This is a genomic window from Actinokineospora guangxiensis (assembly GCF_042657845.1).
Classification (GTDB): Bacteria; Actinomycetota; Actinomycetes; order Mycobacteriales; family Pseudonocardiaceae; genus Actinokineospora; species Actinokineospora guangxiensis.
Genome location: NZ_JBHSKF010000014.1, coordinates 169,954 through 187,834 on the forward strand (window position 1 = coordinate 169,954; position 17,881 = coordinate 187,834).

Below are 17,881 nucleotides of genomic sequence, written 5' to 3' on the forward strand. Positions count from 1 at the left end.
GTTTCCGTGGGTTATTGGTCAATAACTAGATGCTATCCGCCTCCTCCCGGGCCCGCAGCCCGGAGTACTTCCCGTTGTACGCGCCGTCCTTGGACAAGCCGAACTGCCTGCGCAGGATGGAGTCCATCGACTTGGCGGGAAACACCACTCCGGAAAGCAGGATCAGCTTCCCGCTCACGGAAACGACATAGCGCGCCCGCGGGGAACGCGCGCTCAGCGCGCGTTCCACCTTTCGGGCGACCGCGACGGTCGGGGTGCTCATCCTGGGGTTCTCGAAGCAGCGGTCCATCTGGTCGCGGATCGCCGCCCCGAGACCGGCGTACGGCCCCCGCCGGTCGGTGTTGCCCGCCAGGGACGACCCGACGTGCTCCTCGAAACGCGTGCCCCGGATGAGGTTCGGCTCGACGACGCTGACCGCCACCCCGAACGGGGCCACCTCGAACCGCAGGGCGTCGGAAACGGCCTCCACCGCGTACTTGGACGCGTTGTAGAAGCCCCCGCCGGGGAACGTCATGCGGCCGCCGACCGAGGACATGGTGACGATGCGGCCGCCACCGGCCCTGCGCATCCCCGGCAACACCAGCTGGCACATCCGCGCCATGCCCAGCACGTTGGTCTCGAACTGCAGGCGCGCCCGGTCCAGCGGCACGGTCTCCACCGGACCGTATTCGCCGTAGCCTGCGTTGTTGACCAGAGCCGCGACGCTGCCATGCCGGTCCTCCAGGCCCGCGACGACCGCCGCGCAGGAGTCGGCGTCGGTGACGTCGAGACGAGCGATCTCCGCGCCCGCGTCGGCCAGCGCCGACAGCGTGCCGATGTCGCGCGCGGTCGCGCAGACGGCGTAACCACGGGCGAGCAGGTGTTCCGCTGTGGCGCGGCCGATGCCGGAGGAGCAGCCCGTGATCAGCACGGGGCCGGTGAGACGGGGCATGGGGATCCTATCTGGGGAGGGGGATCGAGGAGCCGTCGTGCAGCCGGGTGCGGGCTTCCCACAGCTGGGGGAACGGCGCGCCCAGGCGGCCCGCCAGGTACTGCGCGCCGCTGGTGCGGCCGGTGCCGCGCGCGTCGCCGATGGCGCGGCGGACGACCTCGACGTGCCCGACCTGCCACGCCCAGTAGGCCTGGCTCAGATCGGCCATGGCCTCGGCGACGCGCAGCAAAGGGTTGTCCTCGCCGCCCTCTGCGTAGATGTCGGCCACCGTCGTGGCCCGGCGGCCCGCCGCGGCCGCGAGCCCGGTCCAGAGCGCGCCCTCATCCTCCGGGCGGTTGACGCCGAGGACGCTCCTCAACGAGCGGAACTGCGCCGAGTGCGCGCCGCTGGCGTTGCCGAGCCTGTCCCGGAAGGCGGCGAAGTCCCTCGGTGCGAGCGCGCGCAGCAGCATCACCTGGTCGGCGAGCAGCCGCACCGCGTTCGCCGCGCGAGTCACCGCGTCCGCGGCGACGGCGGGCCGGTCGACACCGATGGCGTGCACGGCGACGTCGAGGTCGACCAACACCTGCCGCAGCCAGAGCTCGGACGTCTGGTGGGCGACGATGAAGAAGTGCTCCGCCGAGTGGGTGCGCCGGTCGTGCGACGGGGTCAACGGGCGGATCGCGCCCAAGAGCTCCGGCAGCCGCAAGTAGCCCGAGTAGGTGACACCGCTCATGGGCGCCACCGCCCGGCGAAGTCGGCCACCCGCTCCGCCGCCCGCGCGACCACCGCTGGGTCACCGCAGAAGGCCAGCCGCAACTTGCTGGTCGCGGACGGGTCGGGGCTCAGCGCACCGCCCGGGCCCGGACGCAGGGCGAAGCCGCTCGCGGGCGCCAGCGCGATCGCCTCGGCTTCCAACAGGTCGGCGGCGAAGCGGTCGGCGTCGCCACCGCCGATCGCGGCGAGGTCCAGCACGGCGAACCAGCCGCCCGCCGGGAGCCGGTCGAGCAGGCCCGCGCCCACCAGTGGCGCGAGGGACGCCCGGTTGGTGGCCACCAGCCCCCGGGCGGCGGCGACTGCCCCCGAACCCAGCGCCGCCAACCCCGCGTGCTGCACGGGCGTCGGTGAGCTGAGGATGGATGCCTCCTGCACCACGCGGAACGTCGCGGCGCGATCAGCGTCGGGCAGCGCGACGTAACCCAGCCGGTAGCCGGTCATGGCGTACGACTTGGAGAAGCTGTACACCGCCGACACCACGCGCTCCGCGGGCGGGACGTCGGCTTCCAGGGACGCGGCGCTGACGTGCGCGCCCGCGTAGACGAAGTCCTCGTACGCCTCGTCGCTGACCACTTGCCAGCCCCGCTCCCTGGCCAGGGCCAGCAGCGTCGCGGTGAGCGCCGGATCGTGCACCGCGCCCGTCGGGTTGGCGGGGGAGTTCAGCAGCAGGATCCGGGTGCGCGGGCTCGCCGCGGCGAGCACGGCCTCGGGGTCCGGCGCGCCGTCGCTGCCCAGGCCGTAGCAGACCGGGGTGAGCCCGGCCAGCAAGCTCTGCTGCAGGGAGATCGGCCAGTGCAGCGCCGGCAGCAGGATCTCCTCGCCGGGGTCGGCGAGCGAGGTCATCAGCGCGGTGAGCCCCTGAGCCGCGCCCGTGCACACCAGGACGCGGTTGGCGTCGGTGTCCTGACCTCGGCTCGTGAGCTTGTCCGCCAGCGCCTCGCGCAGGGTGAGCATGCCCTCGGCGCTGGTGTAGCCCGTCCGCCCGGACCGGACCGCCTCGACGATCGCCTCCACCGCCTCGACCGGCGGGGAGAAGAACGGCTCTCCGACGTCCAAGCGGGCCACCCGCCGGCCTGTGCGGTCCTGCCAGGCGTTGACGGAGCGGTAGATCGCGTGGACCGCCGACGGCGGGATGGCGCCCGCGCGCGCGGGACCCGGGGTCGCTGTCGAGGTCATGCGCACCGCCCGCCGTCCACCGGCAGCAGGACGCCGGTCATCCACGCGGCGGAGGTGTCCAGCAGCGCGCAGATCCACGGCGCCACCTCCTCGGGTGTGCCGAAGCGGCCCGCGGGTGTCGCGGCCACCAACGCCGCGCGGAAGTCGGCCAGACCGTCCGCGGACAGCGGCAGCTGGTCGTAGATGGGGGTGTCCACCGGCCCGGGCACCACGGCGTTGACGCGGACAGCCGGTGCCAGCTCCTTGGCAAGGGAGCGGGTGAGGTGGTTGGCGGCGGCCTTCGTCGCCCCGTAGAAGGAGCGCTCCGGTGCGGCCAGGGAGCCCGCCACCGAGGTCACGTTCACCACCGAGCCCCGGCGGCGCACCAGACTGGGCAGGAAGGCCTGGATCAACTGTGCGGGCGCGGTCACGTGCAGGTCGAACATGTAGCGCAGATCGGCCACGTCCGCCTCGCGCAGCGGCGCGAACCGGCCGACCCCCGCGTTGTTGACCAGCCCGTCCACGCCGTCCAACTCGGCCAAGGCGATCTCGGCGACCCGCTCGACGTCGGCGTCGACGGCGAGGTCGGCCGCGATGACCACGACCTGGCGCGCCCCGCGGTCCCGCGCGGCGGCCGCGGTGTCCTCCAGCGCGTCGCGCCTGCGCCCCACGAGCGCGACGGACGCGCCGCGGGCGGCGACGGCGATCGCCGTCGCCGCCCCGATCCCCGTGCCCGCCCCGGTCACCACCACTGCTTTGCCGTGCAATCCCATCGCCACTCCCGCGGGGTCGGCCCCGGCTCTCGCGGCGCGGCACGCGCCGTCCGGCTCACCTCGACGCTAGGTCCCCGGTGGGCGGCCACCGCCCCCTCGGCGGAGTACCCGTCCGGCCACCTCACCGGGGCAGCGCCCGTCCGCTTCGCGCGGGTGATGCTCGACCGGGGAGCGGGGCCCGCCGTGCACGGCGCCGGGTCGACCGCTGCCGATCTGTTCCACCACCCGAACCGAGAGGACGCCACCATGAGCGCGACCCGGCCCGGCACCGCCCTCATGCCGATGCTCTTCGGACTCGCCACCTCCCAGGTGGTGCACGTCGCGGCCAAGCTGCGGCTGCCCGACCTGGTGGCGGCGGGCACGTCCGATGCGGCCCGGCTGGCCGAGGAGACCGGGACCGATCCGGCCGCCCTGCGCAGGCTGCTGCGCGCGCTCGCCTGTCTGGGCGTGCTGGTGGAGGACGCGCCCGGTGACTTCGCACCCGGGCCGCTCTGCGACGCGCTGCGCTCCGACGTGCCCGACTCCCTGCACGGCATGGCCTTGGTGGTCAACGGCCCCGAGGCCTGGCGCAGTTGGGGCCGGCTGGAGTACTCCGTGCGCACGGGGCTGCCCGCTTGGGACAAGGTCGTCGGCACGTCGCACTTCGACCACCTCGCCCAGCACCCCGACGAAGCCGCGGTGTTCAACGCCGCGATGGAGCAGTTCACCTTGGCGGTGGCGCCCCAGATCGTCGGCGCCTTCGACTTCTCGCGCTCCGCCAGCGTGGTCGATGTCGGAGGCGGGAACGGCACGCTGCTCGCGCAGGTCCTCGCCTCCGCGCCCGGTGTTCGGGGAGTGCTCGTCGATCTCGGTGCCGCCGTCGTCGACGCGCCGCGCGTCTTCGACGCCGCGGGCGTCGCCGACCGGGCCGAGGTGTGCGTCGGCGACTTCTTCGAGCACCTCCCCGAGGGAGGGAGCGTCTACCTGCTCAAGAGCGTCCTGCACGACTGGGACGACGAGCACGCCGTTCGCTTGCTGTCGAGCTGCCGCGCCGCGATGGCCGGCGACGGCGCCATCGTCGTCGTGGAGCCGGTGTTGCCCGACACCGCGGGACCCGCGGCGGCGGGCATGGTGATGAGCGATCTCAACATGCTGGTCAACACCGGTGGACAGGAGCGCACGGAGGCCGAGTACGACGCGTTGTTCACCGCGGCCGGGCTGCGCCTGCGGGAGCGCACCCCGATCGGACCGTTCGACGTGCTGGTCGCCGGGGCGCGGTGAGCGACCGGCTCACGGCCGCCACGCCAGCGCCTCGGCGCCCGCCGCCAGGTACACCCGCCGGGGCGTCAGCCGCACCGCCAGGTCCCGCAGCGCGGCGGCGACCGGGTGCCCCGTCTGCTGGACTCGTGCCGAGCGACCGGACAGCGCCGCCAGCTTCTGCGTTCTCGGCCTGCGCGCGCGGTCGTAGGCGCGCAGCGCGGCGCCGGGGTCGCTGTGCCGCGCCAAGCTCTGGGCGAGCACCACCGCGTCCTCCACGGCCAAGCAGGCCCCTTGCCCGATGTCGGGCGTCACGGCGTGCGCGGCGTCGCCGAGCAGGCCGACGCGGCCGACGGCGAACTCGGGCAGGGGATCGCCCAGGTAGTAGATGTCGTTGCGCAGCAGCGTCGCCGGGTCCGACGCGTCCAGCAGCGCCCCGATGGGGTCGTGCCACCCGGCGAAGCGCTCGCGCAGATCGGACAACCCCACCTGGGCCATCGATCCCTCCGCGCCGCCCGCGCTCGCGTACCAGAAGACCCGACCACCGGTCAGCGGCGCCGCGCCGAAGCGCCCCCCGCGCCCCCATGTGTCCGTCCACATCGGGTGGTTCCGCGGGGTCACCGCTCCTGCGGGCGCTATGCCCCTCCAGCAGACGTACCCGGCGTAGGTTGCTCCGCCGTGGTCGGGGAACAGCGCGGAGCGCGTGCGACTGTGCACACCGTCGGCGGCGATGACGAGGTCCGCGGCGACCTCGGTGGGTCCGGACGCGGTCTCGAACCGGACGGTAGCCCCGTCCGGGTGGTTGTCGATGCCGACGGCCCGGTGGCCGCAGCGCACACCGTCGGACCCGACCGCCTCCACGAGGAGGCCGTGCAACTCCGCGCGGTGCATGGCGTACATCGGGGCACCGTACCGGCCGACCAGGTCGGTTTCGCGCAGCCGGACCATCCACCGGCCACTCCGGGACTTGACCCCGATCCCCTGGGGCTGGGCGGCGGCGCGCAACGACTCGCCCAGTCCCAGCCAATCCAGCGCCCGGGCGGCGTTGGGCGCCACCGACAACCCCGCCCCGACCTCGCGGAGCTCGGGTGAGCGCTCGTAGACCACCGGCTCCCACCCCGCCGCGCGGAGCCCGCACGCGGCCGCCAGTCCACCGATGCCGCCCCCGATGACCACTGCTTTGCGCTGCTCCACCACGAGCACCACCGTTCCTGGAGTCCCGAGAGGACTGGCTTGCGAAAGAGCCGGATTCGGCGATGCTAACCAGGCCGGAGTCGAGCGCGGGGTGCCCGGACGGGCTGCCCGGAGGTGTCCTGCGGGCCCGGTGCGCCGATCGTCAGCCCTCCGCGCGGAACGCGTCGGCGACCCGGGGCGGCCACGTGCGCACGTCGAGCACGCCCTCGACGTACGCCCGTGCCGTCATGGCCGCGGCGCTCGACGGCCAGCCCAGCCGCTGCGCCAGCTTCCGGGCCACGTAGGTCGCGGAGTGGGGCGATGTGCCCGCCGCCGCGGCCGTCTTCCCCGCCGCCCGCCACTCCAGCACGTCGCACTCGGCCCTGCTCAGACTGATGACCCCGGACCGGTCCGGCTCGACGTCGTCCAGGACCAGCAGGGTCGATACCGGATGATCGTCGATCCGGATGCCGCTGACCGCACACCGGAGCGCGGGATGCCCCTCGGGCATGGCGAACACCAGCTCCCGGCGCGCGCCGTCCGGGCCTGCCGCCAGCAGAGCGGCGGGGTCGCCGTGCTCGTCGGGCGCCGATGCCACCTCCGCCAGGCGCAGGGTGCGCAACGCGCTCAGCCGCCTGCGCAGCAGCCCGCACAGGGCCGGGTTGGCGTCCCGGATGACGCCCCACTCGTCCACCAGCAGCATCGGCGCCGGGTGGCGGTCGAAGAACCGCTGGTGGCGTGAAGTGGCGCGGCGCGCGTCCTCGCGAGCCGACACCGCCGCGGAGTTGTCGAGGAAGATGCCCCCGAGCAGCCGCTCGCCATCGGCCGCGACGACGGGAAACCGGTAACCCACCTGGTGGACGGCCGTCCCGTCCCGCCGCACCGACGTCCCGGTGCTCACCGCGGGCTCACCGCCTCGCAGCACCCTCTCGTCCAGCGACACCTCATCGGCCGAACCGGCACCGGGCAGGGCTTCGGCGAACGTCCGCCCCGTGACGTCCTCCTCGGTCAACCCGTAGGCGTCGAGGAAGGCCCTGTTGGTCCACACGAAGCGCCCGGCCGAGTCCTTGAGGTACGCCCCGGCCGGGCAGTAGCTCATGAACTCCTCGAACCGCTGCTCGGCCGCCCGGTGGCCCAGCTCGGCCTGAACCCGCTCGGTCACATCGACCGCGACCGTCCCGAGCAGCGCTTCGCCGGTTCGCGCCTGCATGGGGAAGACCACCATGTCGACGTGTTGGCCCCCCGCTTCCACCAGTGCGCTCGACGGTTTGTCCCGGTCCAGCACCTGGTCGTACACCTCGCCCATGGTGGAGGCCACCTCGGCGGGGAAGACGTCGTCCAGACCGCTGCCCACGAGCTGCTCCAAGGAGAGCCCGATCTGGCGGGAGTAGGCGGGGGAGGCCCACACGAGCTTGCGGTGCCGATCGCGCACCAGCACCGCCGCGGGGGAGTGGTCCATGATCTGGCTGAACCAGTCCTTGGCGTCGGCGTCGCCGAACTCGGCCGCGTACCGCTCCTCCAGCGGCACGATCATGCCGAGCGCGCCGACGACGGCGCCGTCCTCGCGCAGCGGCCAGCAGGTGAGCATGGACGCGCCCCGGCGCATGCCGACTCGTGACTGGGACACTTCACCGCGCAGGGCGGCCAGATGGGAGTTGAGGCTGGCCATCCCCGTGCGCCTGGGCTGACCGATCCCCAGGAAGTCGGTCAGCTTCCCCCCGGGAACCGCGGGCACGGGGAAGGGCACCATGGTGAACAGGCCACCCCCGACCGAGGTGAACACCAGGTTGCGGTCCACTGTCCAAATGGCGACCGGCGCGGCTTGCAAGTGCTGGAGCAGGGCGGGCATGGGCTCCTCGTCCGTGTCTACGGCTGACCGGGTGACTTTGCCACAGATTGTTGTGCATCTCCGATGCCGAGGCGGCATTGTTCCGGCTGCCGCCCGTGCATCCTGAGGAAGATCCGGTGATCCGCATATCCTGAGGAGGTTTCGTGTCTTCCGAGGCACGGTCGTTCAACGGGGGTTCCGACCCCGCCGCCATCCCGGGCCCCACGGACTGGGCCGACCTCCGCGCGTTCGTCGAAGTCGCTCGCCACTCGTCCTTCAGCAGGGCGGGTCTGCGCCTGCTCCTGTCGCAGTCCACGGTGAGCAGGCAGGTGGCGCGCTTGGAGCGGCGCTTCGGGATCGTCCTGTTTGAACGGACCTCCCGGCGGGTGCGGCTCACCCCGGAAGGCGAGCTGCTGCTCTCCCAGTTGGCCGACGTCGTCTACTCGGTCGAGCAGGTCCTCATGGCAGGCGCCCCGCACGCGGGTCGGGCCACGATCCGCGTGATCACCTGCCACGTCCCCCAGGACCTCGTCCTCGATGGCGTGGCCTCCCACACCGGGGACGCCTGGGAGCTCAGCACCGGAACCGTGGAGCAAGGCCTCAGAGCTGTCGTCGACGGGTCCGCCGCCCACGCGGTGACCCTGTGGTTCCCGCAAGTCCGTCCCCTCCCCGTCGACCGGGTGATGTGCCGGTCCGCCTCGACCGTCGGGCTTCGTCTGGCGCTGCCGCGTGACGCGGTTGACGGGGTGTTGCCCGCGGTGCGACTCCACGAGTTCCACGACGCCAGGTGGGCACTGCCCGCCGACGATGACCTGGAGAGCGCGTTCCGGCTCGCCTGCCTCACCGCCGGGTTCGTCCCGGACATCCGGCTGCGCGCGCCCATCGGGTCCGATCCCGCACTGGGGATGCGCCAAGGCCTCATCGCCGTGTTGGACCCCTGGGCCCACGCCCCGGACGGTGGCCGAGTGGTGAGCTCACCTGACCTGCCCACCACGACGCTGCTGGTGACCTCCCGCCTGGGGACCGATGGACTGCTCGCCGACACCCTGGCCGATCTCATCGGGACGTTCCGCCGGGCCGCCTGAGGACGGGTGCCAGCGGGTTCGCGAGGGTCACCGCATCACCGAGGGCGTCCAGGCGCGCGCCGAGCCACAGCATCGCGCGCCGCGCGGCGGCGCGCAGCTGCAGTCCGGACAGGGCCGGGTCGGTGGGGGAGCGGGTCGTTTCCCCGCCAGAGGATGTCCAGGCTCGCCCCGCATGGGCTCGGCGAGCCCGAGGGCGTCCAGCAGTTCGAGTGCCGACGGCGCCGGCGTGTCCCCGCGCAAGCTCGCTAGATAAACTAGCTATGCCATGACCGTAGAAGTCGCGGGTGGCGAGATGCCCGGGGAGGTGGATGTGCAAGCTCGCCAGGACGTGATCGATCGACTGCGGAAGGTGACCGCCGGGTTCTCGGTCGCGGGCAAGGGGTTCTCCCGCTCGCACGGTCTCCAGCGCACCGATGCCGAGGCGCTGTTGCTGGTCGTGGACGCCGAACGCGACGGCGAGCCGCTCGGGCCCTCCCGGCTGGCCCGGGGGCTCGGCATCAGCACCGCTTCGGCCACCGTGCTGGTCGACCGCCTGGTGGCGGCTGGGCACGTGCGACGCCACTTGGACCCCGCCGATCGCCGCAGGGTCACCTTGGCGGTCAGTGCGGCGACGATGGCCTCTGCCGCCGACTACTTCGCGGAGTTGAACACCCGGCTGCTCGCCTGCCTCGGTGATGTCCCTCCCGAGGACATCGCCACGGTCGCGGGAGTCCTGGACACCCTGCTCGCCGCCCTCGACACACCGGTGTGCCGGGACGGGGTCACGACCTAGGACGGCGATCGGCGCCGCAGCGGAGACCGGGATCGCCGAATCCGGGGTGGGTGCGCCGGTGTCGACGACCGTCACCGTCCTCCCTGGATGCACGCGAAACGCACTTTTCCAACATCCCGAAAAGTTGGCGCTTCCCAACCGGATCAAGCTCGGTGACGTGTTCTACTGACGAGCGTGGTGATGGTCCTGCGTGACCGTGGAGAGCCATTGCCGGTGCGCATCGTCGGAGCCCGTCGAAGAGGTGAACGATGGCTCGAATCCCCGAGCAACCGACCAAGAAGCGCGACCTCCTGAGCAAGGGGGTGGATGAGGTCTTGGTGACCAGGTCGGGCCTGCTGCTGCCGGAACGGATGGACTACGAGGCGTGGGAACGGGCCGGTGGCCAGCTGGCACGCATCTCCAACGCCTCGGCGTGGTGCCTCGGGGACTGGATGCTCTACGGCGCGGCGACCTACGCCAACCGCTACGTCTACGCGATCGAGAAAGTTGGCCTGGAGTACCAGACGTTGCGCAACTACGCGTGGGTGGCGAGGAGCTTCCCGCCGGAACGGCGTCGCCCGGAACTCAGCTTCCAGCACCACTGCGAGGTCGCCTCGCTGGCCGAGCCGGAGCAGGAGATGTGGCTCAGCCGCGCTGAGGGCGAGAGGTGGTCGCGGAACAAGCTGCGGCGCAGCATTCGGCAGGCCCGCTCCACGACGACCGATCCCGTCAGGGAGAAAGCCGCGATCCCCAGGATCAGCGCGCCCGCGGACAACATCGAGTTCTGGAAATCCGCGGCGACCCTGCAGGGCAAGGACTTCACGAAGTGGATCGTCGAGGTGCTCGACGACGCGGCGAGCCAGACGCTCGCGGAGCGCTGACGGGCTCGCCGTCACCGCGCTGCCGCGCAACCCCACTCCAGCACGGGAAGGATCGAGTCAATGGCTCACGTATTGAGCAAGCCCGGCCAGGTGGACGACGTCAGTTCCGAGGAACTGGTGCAGCGGGCGGCCGACCTCGTGCCCCTGCTGAGGGCCAACGCCCGCGAGGCGGACCGGACGAGGCGCATCCCGCAGGAGAACCTCGACGCGCTGGATGACTCGGGGCTCCTGAAAACCACGCGTCCCGCCCAGTACGGCGGTCTGGAGGTCGACGCGCGGACCCGCAGCCGCATCATGTCGGAGCTGGCGCGAGGGTGCGGTTCCACCGGGTGGGTCGCCACGCTCTACCTCGACGGGAACTTCATCCTGGGGCTCTACCCCGACGACGTTCAAGACGAGGTGTTCGCCGACCCGCACGTCCGCTGCACGGCGACGTTGATCCCCAGGGGAACCGCTGAACGCGACGGTTCCGGCTTCCGGGTGAGCGGGCGGTGGCCGTTCAACTCCGGCAGCCTGCACGCCCAGTGGGTCGCTGAGCCCGCCGTGGTGGAGCTGGAGCCGGGCAAGCCGGAGGTGTGCTTCTTCCTCATGCGCTACTCGGAACTGACCATCCTGGACGACTGGCACGTCAGCGGGCTGCGCGGCACCGGGAGCAACACCGTCGTGGGCGAGAACGTCTTCGTCCCCGAACAGCGCATGCTGCGACTTGCCGAAGCCAAGGTCGGCAACAGCCACCGCAGCTCGGCGAACAAGGACAAGTCGTTCTACCGGACGCCGCCGTTGTCCTTCTTGTTCACCAGCGGCGGATCGACCATGCCCGGACTCGCCAGGGCGGCTCAAGAGCTGCTGCTGGCCGAACTGCCCGCCCGCGGCCCGGTCGCGTACACCGGCTACGAACGGCGCGGCGAAGCGCCGTTCACCCACCTGCAGGTCGCCGAGGCCAGCCTCAAGATCCGCTCAGGTGAGCAACTGCTCACCGAAGCCCTCGACATCCTGCAGGACCGGGCCGACCGCGGTGCGCCCTACTCCGTCGAGAAGCAGGCGGAGTTGTGGGGGATGATCTCCTACTGCACCAGGACCTTCGCCGAAGCGATCGAGATCCTGCGGATCGCCGCGGGCGCGCACGGGATCTTCGACTCGGAGCAGATCCAGCTCGTGTGCCAGAACGCGCAGGCCCTGCTGACCCATGCCGTGATGATGCCGACCACCGGGATGGAGCACTACGGCCGTGCTCTGTGCGGGCAGGGTCCGAGCACACCCTGGCTGTGATGTGGCCACCGACAGGCGCCTCGGCTCCACCGCGGCGCCGGACGGGAACCTGATGGCCGAGAGCCGAGGAGGCCACCACCGCGTGAAGCCGGGCGCCGTGCTGGCGATGATCGTGTGCGTCTTCGCCCTCGGCTCCGCGGAGTACGCGGCGGTGGGGGTCCTGCCGGAGATCGCGGCGGCGTTGCGGGTCACGGTCCCCGCCGCCGGATCGATCGTCACGGTGTACGCGGTGACCGTGGCGGTCTCCGGACCGCTGCTGGCCGTCGCGCTCGCGCGAGTGGCGAGGAAGCCCCTCATGATCGCCTTGATGTCGCTGTTCAGCGTCGGGAACGTGGTGTGCGCGCTCGCGCCCCACTACTGGACGCTGCTCCTCGGGCGGGCGGTCTCGGCACTCGCGGTCAGCACGTTCGTCGGCGCGGCGATCGCGGTCGTGACGTCGATGGTGCCCCAGGACCGGGCCGCCCGGTCCATCTCGTGGATCACGAGCGGTCTGATCCTTGCGATGATCTTCGGTGCGCCCGCCTGCACGTACCTGGGGGAGAGGCTGGGCTGGCGGGCGGCGTTCGCCGGCCTCGTGATCGTCGGCGCGGCGGGGGTCGCGCTCCTGGCCGCCCTGGTTCCGGCTTCCGCGGAGGGCCAGGCGAGCACCGCGCGCCTGGCCGAGTTGAAGGTCATCACCAGGCCTGCCGTGCTGGCCGCGCTCGGGGTCACGGTCCTCGGGCAGATGGCCGTGTTCGTGACGTTCACCTACATCGCGAGCCTGTTGTCCGAGGTCGGCGGATTCACGGCAGCTGGGATCAGCGTGCTCCTGCTGCTGTTCGGGGTCGGCGGCGTGCTCGGCAACTTCGTGGGGGCGAAGTTCGCCGACCGCTCGCTCATGGCCACCACGAGCGGCCTGCTGCTGCTCCTCTCCTTTGTGCTGGCCGGGTTCAGCGTGAGCGTCCACGACCAGTTCGCCGCGGTGGTCAACGTCTTCGCGCTCGGCGTAGTGGGGTTCGCCCTCGCCCCCTGCTACCAGGCCAGGGTTCTGATGGTGGCGGGTAGCTCGACCGCGGCGATAGCGACGAACACCTCCGGCATCAACGTCGGTATCGCTCTGGGTGCCGGCGTCGGTGCGGGCGCGCTCACCGCGGGTTTCGAGCTCACCGACATCGGGTGGATCAGCGGGGTCATCGGGGTGCTGGCGACCGCCGTCGCCGCCTCGATGCTGCTTTCCGACCGCAGAACGAAGGTCGCCTGATCCCGGTTCCCCCGATCCCTGATTCCGCACGGTCCTACGAGCACGGCTAGGGGAGAATGCCATGAAGCTAGGAGTTCTCAGCTGGGAACGCGACGAGGCCGAGTCGGTCGGCATCGCCGAGAAGGCCGCGGAGCGTGGGCACGAGGCGGTCCTCTTCACGATCGAGGACATCCGGTGCGCCTCGATCCCCGGTGGCGGGACGGAGCCGATGATCGGCTCCTCCCCAGCGCGGGAGTTCGACGCGGTCCTGTCCCGGGCGCACATCGGCTACGAGGGCTGGCGCACCACGGTCGAGCGGCTGCACCTGCTGTCCACCGTTCCTGGGCTGCTCATGGTGGACACCGTGGACACCCACGTCCGCGCGGTCAGCAAGTTCGCCATGCTGCACCAGCTCACCACGGCGGGGATCAGCGTCCCGGAAACCCGCTCCTGCACCACGGTGGCCGACGCCCGCGCCGCACACGAGGAGTGGGGCGCGATGGTCGTGAAGCCGTCGGTCGGGTTCGGCGGCATCGATGTCGAGCGCTTCGTGGGCACGCTCACCGAGCGCGACACCGCGCAGATCGCGGGCGCCCTCGCCAAGTACGGCGAATTGATCTGCCAGCGGTACTGCCCGCACTCCGGCGACCTCAGGGTCTTCGTCATCGACTCCCGCGCCGTGCTGGCCGCGCAGTGGCACACCAGTGCCACGGCGTGGAAGCCCTTCCCGGGCTCGGCGGACCTCGAGGCGAACTGGGACAGCTGGGTCGAACTGGTCGACCCGCCCAAGGAGGCCGTGGACATCGCGATCCGGGCCACCGAGGCCATGCGGCTGAGCTACTCCGGTGTCGACCTCGTGCAGTCCGAAGGGAGGTACTGGGTCATGGAGGTCAACGTCGTGCCCGGGTGGGAACCACTGCCGAAGGACGACCGCGATGGCATGGAACGCGCTGTCATCGACGTCGTGGAGAAGCGGCTCGCTGGTCGAGGCGAGACCTTCGGCGCGTAGTCGACCGGCGAACGGGGTGCGGCCGGAGAGGCCGCACCCCGTTCACCGGTGGTTTCAAGGCCGGGGTCTATCCGACTGGGGTCCTGCGCTGCGACACGATCTCCCGGAAGTTGCCCCGGATGTACTCCGCGCACCGGACCGAGAGAGCCTGCAGCGTGCTGGTCGGGTTCACCGCTCCGCCGGTCGGCATCGAACTCGCGTCGCTGATGAACAGGTTCGGCACCTCCCACGTCTGGTGCCATTTGTTGGTGACCGAGTTCTGCGGGTCCTCACCCATCCGGCAGGTCCCCATCATGTGCCACCCCGGCGGCGGGACGTCCTGCCCGGCGATGCCCGTGCTCGACGTCGCGACGACCGTACCGGTGGCCGCGGCGATCTCGTGGGCCCGCTGTTGCCCGTACTCGACCAACCTCCGGTCGTTCTCGTGGAGCGCGTAGCGAACACGCACGGACGGCAGCCCGCTGGAATCGGTGACGTCGGTGTCGAGCGTCACCCGGTTGCTCGCCACCGGAAGGTCTTCGCCCTGCACGTAGATCATCGCGTGCCTGCCGAAGCGCTCGGCGAAGAACTCCCGGTGCTCGGCGCCCCAGGGCGCCACGTCGCCGGTGTTGGTCCCCGTGGCGGTGCTGGCCGCACCGAGTGACGTGCCGACCTGGAGGGAGAAGCCGTTGAGGAATCCCCGCGAGGAGTCGGTCTCGTAGAACTCGTGACTGCACAGGACCGGGGCTTCCGGACCCTTGAAGCCTTCGAGCGGTTCGTCGAACCAGAAGTCCTCGAACGCGTAGCTGTGGTACATCAGGTGCGTGCCGACCAGGCCGTTGCCGTTGGCCAGCCCGTCCGGGTGACCCGCCTGGGCGGACATCAGCAGCAAGCGCGGTGTGCCGAGCGCGTTGGCCGACAAGACCACGATGGCCGCCCGCACCTCGTGGCGGGCACCGGTGTCCCGGTCGATGTAGACAGCACCGGTGGCGCGGCCGCCCACGACCTGAATCCGCTCGACCCGGGCGTTGGTGCGCAGGTCGACCCCGTTGCGCAGGGCGTCGGGCCAGTAGGAGACGTCGGCGGAGGCTATAGACCGACGGGGGCACCCGCTCAGGCAGTAGCCGCAGTCGTTGCAGGGCAGCCGGTTGCCCTTCGCCCTGGTGAGGATCGCGTTCTCTCCTGGCCACCAGTGCCACCCGAGCCGATCCAGCCCCCGCGCCACCGCCAAGCCCACCCGACCGGGCCTGCTCGCCGGTCCCCACCCCGGGGGCCGGGGAGGGTTGGACGGGTCCCCGACACGCCGCGCGACGCCGATCTCGGCGTCGTTGATGTCGTAGTACGGTTCGAGGTCCTCGTAGCTGATCGGCCAGTCCGTGGTGCCTTCGACCCCGTGCTCGGTGCCCTTGCGGAAGTCGACCGGCTTGAGCCGCGGCCACGCGCCCGCGTAGTGCAAGGTCGAGCCCCCGACGCCGTTCATCATCAACGGTGAGTCGCTGCCCGTGACCGGGTAGTCCTCGTCGAACATCCGCATGTTCGGGGACCACGACCACGTCCGGTTCCGCTCCAGCTCCCAGCTGTCGTAGGAGTGCGGGTGCTGCATCGGCGGCAGCCAGTCGCCCTGCTCCAAGCAGACGACCCGCAGTCCCGCGTCGCTGAGGCGTTTGCTCATCGCCGCTCCGGCCGCGCCCGCACCGATCACGAGCACGTCCGTGTCCACCTGAACCCCCATCAGCGTTCGCTCCCCACGTGTCGCGCGTCGTCAGCGAGCGGACGACCGGCCGTCAAGCCTTCCGGAATCGGCACCCGGACGACGTCCTCGGTCTTGGTGTACGAACCGCGCACGCGGTCGACGAGTTCTTCGTCCCAGTCGAGGAGCACGTCGGAGTACCCGAGCGGCTGGGGGGCGCCGCGGTAGTCGCGTCCCGCATCGAGTTCGCGGTTGATCGCCCTGGTCACCTCGGGTTGCGCGTAGTAGGCGTGGTAGACGAGATCCCGGAGCGCGGTGAAGAACCGGGGTTCGGCCAGTTCGAGCGCGCGGAGCGCCTCCACCCGTTCGTCCTCCTGCGCCGAGAGGAACGGCTCACCGAGTTCGTCGAGGCGGAGACGGACTTCCCGCTCCTCGAGGAAAGGGAACAGCCGCGCGTCCTGGCCCTCAGGAGCGATGTACCGCGTGAGGAAGAACAGCATCCCTGTCCGGTCGGCGGGTGGGAAGTGTCCACCCCCGGGTATCAGGCAGTGCGCGGCTGCCTTCAACACCGCTTCCTGACCTTCCGTCAGCTGGACCGGGGGCAGCCAACCCACGAGTGAGCGCACCGCACCGGCGGATCGTTCGGTCACAGTCACCTTCTCAACATCCTCGCGCACCTTCCCAACCCTTTCGCTGCCGCCTAAACAGAGCAGGGCAAGATCTCGTAGCCGTTCACGAAGCTGGAGCGCTGGCGCACTGCGCCCGCCGTCGAGTGGAAGTCCGGGAACCGTGTGAACAGTTCCTTGAGCAGGGTGTTCATCTGCTGGATCGCGAGGTGGACCCCGAGGCAGTAGTGCGGGCCCAACGCGCCGAACCCGACGTGCGGATTGTGGGTCCGCCCGGCGATGAACTCGTCGGGTCGGTCGAACACCGCGCCGTCGCGGTTGGCGGAGTTGTAGAACATCACGACGCGGTCACCGGGCTGGAAGGCGCCACCGAAGCACTCGACCTCCCTGGTGACGTTGCGCCGCATCCAGTTGATGGGCGTCGAGTACCGGACCACTTCGTTGGACATCAACGACACCCTGTTCTCCATGTCGGAGAACAGGTACGCGCGCTGCTCGGGACGCGTCGTCAGGAGCCAGATCGCGTGCGCCAGGGCGTTGCGGGTGGTCTCGGTGCCCGCGACGATCAGCAAGGTGAAGAACTTGCCCACTTCCTCCTGGGTCAAGCACTCGTCGTCCACGTTCGCTGTGCACAGCTGGGTGATGAGGTCGTCGGCGGGTTCGTGCAGCCGCTTGAGCACAAGTTCGCGGGTCAGCTCGTGCAACTCGACGTACTTGCTGAGCAGGAACGCCTCCCGGTCGTCGTGATCGGGGTCGCCCGCGGCCAGGATGAGTTCCGAGGCCGCCCGGACATCGCCGTACCGCGATTCGGGGATGCCCAGTATCCGGCAGACCACCCGCATCGTCATGGGTGTGGCCACGTGCTCGATGAAGTCGAACTCCCCCTGTCCGAGTACGGCGACCTCGGACACGATCTGGCGAGCCGTCGAGGCGATGTCCTCGGACATCTTGTCCGCCATGCGCGGTGTGAACGACCGGGCGACGATGCGGCGCAGCCTGGTGTGGCGCGGCGCGTCCAAGCTGATCATCGATCCGGCGTACCGCCGCACCGACTCGGGCGGGTCGTCCAGGCTGGTCGAGATCGGCTCCGAGCTGAAGGTGCCGGGGTCACGGCTGGCGGCGACCACGTCGGCGTGCCGGGTGAGCGCGTAGAAGCCGCGCCCGTCGTCGGTGGGGAAGAAGGCGGGTCGGGGTTCGTCACGCAACCGCGCGAATGCCCGGTCGCGCTCTTCCTGCGGCTTTTCCCAGAAGGTCAAACGCATCAGGTCCGGATGTGCGTTGGCCACGCGAGCTTCCCCTCCAGTGCTTGACGAGGAACCACTGAAACAGCGCTGAGAGCCAGCGTTCCGGGCGTGCGGCGTCGGGTCAAGGCGCGAGCGGGCACAACCGGCTTTGTCCCGCCGGCGGGACACGGGTGCTATCGGTTGCCGCACTTCGAGATCCGCGGTTACTGTCGATTCGACGCCCCAAGCGGTGCGGGATTCCGGTGGCGTGCCAACTACTTCAGCACTTGCTCACGC

At 71.0% G+C, this 17,881-nt stretch carries 16 protein-coding genes; 7 read left to right on the plus strand and 9 right to left on the minus strand.

Annotated elements, in window-relative coordinates:
• Positions 1-25: 25 nt before the first annotated feature.
• Genes ACFPM7_RS23865 through ACFPM7_RS23880 form a run of 4 tightly spaced genes read right to left on the minus strand, consistent with a single transcriptional unit; the run spans position 26 to position 3,615 of the window.
• The gene (locus tag ACFPM7_RS23865; protein ID WP_378249973.1) at positions 26-931 is read right to left on the minus strand and encodes an SDR family NAD(P)-dependent oxidoreductase; all 906 of its coding nucleotides are present in this window, start codon (positions 929-931) and stop codon (positions 26-28) included.
• Positions 932-938: 7 nt separating this feature from the next.
• Positions 939-1,646 (minus strand): tryptophan 2,3-dioxygenase family protein, encoded by a 708-nt coding sequence (locus ACFPM7_RS23870; protein ID WP_378249974.1) that lies wholly within the window; start codon positions 1,644-1,646, stop codon positions 939-941.
• Complete coding sequence (locus ACFPM7_RS23875) at positions 1,643-2,863, minus strand: pyridoxal phosphate-dependent aminotransferase (RefSeq protein ID WP_378249975.1); 1,221 nt, start codon at positions 2,861-2,863, stop codon at positions 1,643-1,645. The genes ACFPM7_RS23870 and ACFPM7_RS23875 overlap by 4 nt, the downstream gene beginning before the upstream one ends.
• Positions 2,860-3,615 (minus strand): SDR family NAD(P)-dependent oxidoreductase, encoded by a 756-nt coding sequence (locus tag ACFPM7_RS23880; RefSeq protein ID WP_378249976.1) that lies wholly within the window; start codon positions 3,613-3,615, stop codon positions 2,860-2,862. Before ACFPM7_RS23880 ends, ACFPM7_RS23875 begins: the two co-directional genes overlap by 4 nt.
• A gap of 246 nt (positions 3,616-3,861) precedes the next feature.
• Between ACFPM7_RS23880 and ACFPM7_RS23885 the strand changes: the two genes are divergently transcribed.
• The gene (locus ACFPM7_RS23885; protein WP_378249977.1) at positions 3,862-4,875 is read left to right on the plus strand and encodes a methyltransferase; all 1,014 of its coding nucleotides are present in this window, start codon (positions 3,862-3,864) and stop codon (positions 4,873-4,875) included.
• Between the two features lie 9 nt (positions 4,876-4,884).
• On the opposite strand, the gene ACFPM7_RS23890 is transcribed toward ACFPM7_RS23885, so the two are convergent.
• The gene (locus ACFPM7_RS23890) at positions 4,885-6,057 is read right to left on the minus strand and encodes an FAD-dependent monooxygenase (RefSeq protein ID WP_378249978.1); all 1,173 of its coding nucleotides are present in this window, start codon (positions 6,055-6,057) and stop codon (positions 4,885-4,887) included.
• Positions 6,058-6,187: 130 nt separating this feature from the next.
• The gene (locus ACFPM7_RS23895; RefSeq protein WP_378249979.1) at positions 6,188-7,873 is read right to left on the minus strand and encodes a PAS domain-containing protein; all 1,686 of its coding nucleotides are present in this window, start codon (positions 7,871-7,873) and stop codon (positions 6,188-6,190) included.
• 143 nt (positions 7,874-8,016) lie between these two features.
• Between ACFPM7_RS23895 and ACFPM7_RS23900 the strand changes: the two genes are divergently transcribed.
• From ACFPM7_RS23900 to ACFPM7_RS23925, 6 genes are all read left to right on the plus strand, one after another.
• Positions 8,017-8,937, plus strand: coding sequence for a LysR family transcriptional regulator (locus ACFPM7_RS23900; RefSeq protein WP_378249980.1), 921 nt, complete (start codon positions 8,017-8,019; stop codon positions 8,935-8,937).
• A gap of 265 nt (positions 8,938-9,202) precedes the next feature.
• Positions 9,203-9,709, plus strand: coding sequence for a MarR family winged helix-turn-helix transcriptional regulator (locus ACFPM7_RS23905; protein WP_378249981.1), 507 nt, complete (start codon positions 9,203-9,205; stop codon positions 9,707-9,709).
• Between the two features lie 248 nt (positions 9,710-9,957).
• Positions 9,958-10,569 carry an LmbU family transcriptional regulator gene (locus ACFPM7_RS23910; RefSeq protein ID WP_378249982.1) on the plus strand — a complete coding sequence of 204 codons (612 nt, stop codon included), beginning with the start codon at positions 9,958-9,960 and terminating at the stop codon, positions 10,567-10,569.
• Between the two features lie 60 nt (positions 10,570-10,629).
• Positions 10,630-11,838: an acyl-CoA dehydrogenase family protein gene (locus ACFPM7_RS23915; protein WP_378249983.1), complete on the plus strand. Its 1,209-nt coding sequence runs from the start codon at positions 10,630-10,632 to the stop codon at positions 11,836-11,838.
• 1 nt (position 11,839) lies between these two features.
• Positions 11,840-13,078: an MFS transporter gene (locus tag ACFPM7_RS23920; RefSeq protein WP_378249984.1), complete on the plus strand. Its 1,239-nt coding sequence runs from the start codon at positions 11,840-11,842 to the stop codon at positions 13,076-13,078.
• A 61-nt stretch (positions 13,079-13,139) separates the two neighbouring features.
• The gene (locus ACFPM7_RS23925) at positions 13,140-14,066 is read left to right on the plus strand and encodes an ATP-grasp domain-containing protein (RefSeq protein WP_378249985.1); all 927 of its coding nucleotides are present in this window, start codon (positions 13,140-13,142) and stop codon (positions 14,064-14,066) included.
• Between the two features lie 67 nt (positions 14,067-14,133).
• Here the strand turns inward: ACFPM7_RS23925 and ACFPM7_RS23930 are convergent, their stop codons facing one another.
• Genes ACFPM7_RS23930 through ACFPM7_RS23940 form a run of 3 tightly spaced genes read right to left on the minus strand, consistent with a single transcriptional unit; the run spans position 14,134 to position 17,773 of the window.
• On the minus strand, positions 14,134-15,777 hold the full coding sequence (locus ACFPM7_RS23930; protein ID WP_378249986.1) for a GMC family oxidoreductase: 1,644 nt from the start codon (positions 15,775-15,777) through the stop codon (positions 14,134-14,136).
• On the minus strand, positions 15,777-16,412 hold the full coding sequence (locus tag ACFPM7_RS23935) for a gluconate 2-dehydrogenase subunit 3 family protein (RefSeq protein WP_378249987.1): 636 nt from the start codon (positions 16,410-16,412) through the stop codon (positions 15,777-15,779). Before ACFPM7_RS23935 ends, ACFPM7_RS23930 begins: the two co-directional genes overlap by 1 nt.
• A gap of 23 nt (positions 16,413-16,435) precedes the next feature.
• Positions 16,436-17,773, minus strand: a complete 1,338-nt coding sequence (locus ACFPM7_RS23940; protein WP_378249988.1) for a cytochrome P450 — start codon at positions 17,771-17,773, stop codon at positions 16,436-16,438.
• Between the last annotated feature and the right edge of the window lie 108 nt (positions 17,774-17,881).